The 3,547-nt window shown below is 55.9% G+C and carries 3 protein-coding genes; 1 reads left to right on the forward strand and 2 read right to left on the reverse strand.

Features of this window, described 5'->3' with window-relative positions; genetic code table 11:
- Positions 1–492 (forward strand): response regulator (locus JTI85_RS21520; protein WP_255574805.1); only part of this gene is annotated, 492 nt, incomplete at its 5' end.
- A 58-nt stretch (positions 493–550) separates the two neighbouring features.
- Here the strand turns inward: JTI85_RS21520 and nuoN are convergent.
- Together nuoN and nuoM are read right to left on the reverse strand one after the other, a co-directional pair.
- Positions 551–2,008 (reverse strand): NADH-quinone oxidoreductase subunit NuoN, encoded by a 1,458-nt coding sequence (gene nuoN, locus JTI85_RS15290; RefSeq protein WP_048211072.1) that lies wholly within the window; start codon positions 2,006–2,008, stop codon positions 551–553.
- Positions 2,009–2,014: 6 nt separating this feature from the next.
- A complete protein-coding gene (nuoM, locus tag JTI85_RS15295) occupies positions 2,015–3,544 on the reverse strand; it encodes an NADH-quinone oxidoreductase subunit M (RefSeq protein WP_003027692.1) in 1,530 nt (509 codons plus the stop codon).
- Positions 3,545–3,547: the final 3 nt, after the last annotated feature.

Raw genomic sequence — 3,547 nt, forward strand, 5'->3', positions numbered from 1 at the left:
CGCGCAACCGACCTGAAAACCAGCAAATTCACTATCACGCCGGGTGCGGTGGCCATTGTTGCGGAAGACTCCAAAGTTGCCCGGGCGATGCTGGAGAAAGGACTGAACGCGATGGAAATTCCGCATCTGATGCATGTCACCGGCAAAGATGCGTGGGAAAAAATTCAGCAGCTATCTGAAGAAGCGCAAGCGGAAGGTAAGCCAATCAGCGAGAAGATTGCCCTGGTGCTTACCGATCTGGAAATGCCGGAGATGGATGGTTTTACGCTGACCCGTAAGATAAAAACCGACGAACGTCTGAAGAAGATCCCGGTCGTCATCCACTCTTCACTTTCCGGTAGCGCCAACGAAGATCACGTCCGCCGGGTTAAGGCCGATGGCTACGTGGCAAAATTCGAGGTCAACGAATTATCTTCTGTGATTCAGGAAGTGATGGAGCGCGCAGCAAAAGATGTTAGTGGTCCTTTGGTGAGCCGTCAGCTTTCCGCCTGATAGCCTTGCCCCCATAAAAAAACCCGCCGAGGCGGGTTTTTTTATTCCAACGTGTCGCTTACATCAGCGGCGCCGCCAGTTGCACGATACTGATCAGCGGTTGCGGGTAGATACCCAGCACCAGCACCAGCAGTGCAGAGATCAGCACTACGATACCGCCCGCGCTGTACTGCCAGTTAGACGGCGCATCACGGTTCAGTTGCTGCGGTGCACTCAGGTACAGGCTCACGGCAACGCGCAGGTAATAGTACAAACCAATCGCCGAACCGACCACTACAGCGGCAACCAGCCACCACAGGTTAGCCTGCACACCGACCGCCAGTACGTAGAATTTACCGATAAAGCCCAGCGTCATCGGGATACCCGCCAGAGACAGCATCATCACCGTCATCACTGCCGCGAGGATCGGACGATGCCAGAACAGGCCGCGATAGGAGAACAGAGAATCCGCATCCGGACCACGGTACGGGCTGGACATCAGGCTGACCACACCGAACGCGCCAAGGCTGCTGAACAGATAACCAGCCAGATAAACGCCAACGGCTTCCATCGACATCTCGCCGCTCTGCAGGGCAATCAGCGCCACCAGCAGATAACCGAGGTGAGAGATGGAAGAGTAGCCGAGCAGACGTTTGATGTTGGTCTGGCTCAGCGCCATCAGGTTACCGAAGATGATAGAAGCAAAGGCAATCACACCCAGCACGATACGTACCGCTTCGCTGTCGCCAACCGGCGCGTACAGGAACAGACGCATCACCACGCCGAAGATAGCGATTTTGCTCGCCGTCGCCAGGAAGGTGGAAACCGGAGCCGGAGCACCCTGGTAGACGTCTGGCGTCCACAGGTGGAACGGAACCAGCGAGAGTTTGAAGCCGAGGCCAACAATCATCAGACCGAAGCCCGCCAGCAGCAGCGGTTCGCTCAGCATGCCGTCGCCGAGGCTCTTACCGAGCGCGACAAACGACAGATTCCCAGACTGCGCGTACACCAGCGCCATACCGAACAGCAGGAAGGAAGACGCTGCGGCAGACAGAATGGTGTATTTGATACTGGCTTCCAGCGAACGTTTCTGACGGAACGCATAGCCGACCAGGCCAAACAGCGGCAGAGAGATAAGCTCAATACCAAGGAACAGCGCCGCCAGATGGTTAGCGTTAGCCAGCAGAATACCGCCGAGCGCAGCAATCAGCACCAGCAGGTAGAACTCTTCCCGGTTGTCGTCGTAGCCTTCCAGCCACGGGTAAGCGAAGGTACAGGTGGCAAGACTCGCCAGCAGCACCAGCCCGGTGTAGAGCATGGCGAAACCGTCAACCCGCATCAGCGGGGTGACGTCCATGGCGCCCGCCTGGCCAACAAACCAGAGCGAAACCAGCGCGGCGTTAAGCCCAATGACTGACAACGTGGCATTGAGGAAGTGATTGCGTCGCCACGCAATGGAGAGCATCACAACCACCACCGTCAAGCCGACGATCAGCAGCGGTAGCAGCGCAATCAGGTGTTGTGGAGTTATTGTCATGGCGATTTACGGCCTTGTAGTAGTAACGGAATTAACAAACCACTGCTGGATGTTGCTCATCGCAGAATGCGAGGTATCCAGAATCGGCTGCGGATAGAAGCCAAGCAGTACCAGAAGCACGACCAGCAACAGGATGATAAACAGCTCACGCAGCGACATCCCTGGCAGTTCAACACTGGCAATCTGGCTTTTCGCCTTACCGAAGTAAGCGCGATGCAGCATCGCCAGCGAGTAAACAGAGGCAAACACCAGACCAAAGGTTGAGATCACGGTAATGACCGGAACCACCTGATAGCTGCCGAACAGAATCATGAATTCGCCAACGAAGTTACCGGTACCCGGCATACCCAGCGTACACACTGCAAAGAACATTGACAGCGCAGGCAACCATTTCATTTTGCCCCACAGGCCGCCCATCATACGCATATCACGCGTGTGCAGACGTTCGTACAGCTGACCACACAGGATGAACAGACCGGCTGCAGAAAGACCGTGCGCAATCATCTGGATAACCGCACCCTGGTACGCCAGTTGGCTGCCGGTGTAGATAGCAATCAGCACGAAGCCCATGTGCGATACAGAGGTGTAGGCAATCAGACGTTTGATATCGTACTGATTAAAGGCCATCCACGCGCCGTAAAAGATGCCGATTACGCCAAGCCACATAGCGATAGGTGCAAACTCCGCCGACGCGTTCGGGAACAGCGGCAGGGAGAAACGCAGCAGACCGTAGGCCGCCGTTTTCAGCAGAATCCCCGCCAGGTCAACGGAACCTGCGGTCGGTGCCTGGGAGTGCGCATCCGGCAACCAGCCGTGCAGCGGAACCACCGGCATTTTCACCGCAAACGCGATGAAGAAGCCCAGCATCAGCAGATATTCCACGCCGTGGGACATCGGGGTATTCAGCAGTTCTTCATAGTTGAAGGTCCACACGCCGGTCGCTTTGTAGTGCACAAACACCAGCGCCAGGATGGCAATCAACATCACCAGACCGCTTGCCTGGGTATAGATGAAGAACTTGGTGGCCGCCGTGATACGCGTTTTACCGTCAGAGGCTTTATGCCCCCACAACGCGATCAGGAAGTACATCGGCACCAACATCATTTCCCAGAAGAAGAAGAACAGGAACATGTCGATGGCAAGGAATACGCCGATTACGCCGCCTAAGATCCACATCAGGTTCAGGTGGAAGAAGCCCTGGTATTTTTCGATTTCATTCCAGGAGCACAGTACCGCCAGAACACCGAGCAGACCGGTTAGCACCACCATCAGCAGCGACAAACCGTCGATGGCTAAATGAATAGAGATGCCAAAACGCGGGATCCACGGCAGGACAAACTCAGACTGCCACTGCGGAATGCCAGCGGATTGCGTCAGTGAATAGCCGCCCTGCAACCACAGTTGCAAGCCAAGCGCCAGCGTCAGTCCCATGGTAATCAGCGCTATCCAGCGCGGCACCTTCACGCCAAAGCGTTCGGTCTGCCAGCACAGGAAGCCACCGATAAAGGGAATCAATATTAGCCAGGGTAGTAACATGGC

It is taken from the genome of Citrobacter sp. Colony219 (assembly GCF_019382635.1).
Taxonomy (GTDB): Bacteria; Pseudomonadota; Gammaproteobacteria; order Enterobacterales; family Enterobacteriaceae; genus Citrobacter; species Citrobacter youngae.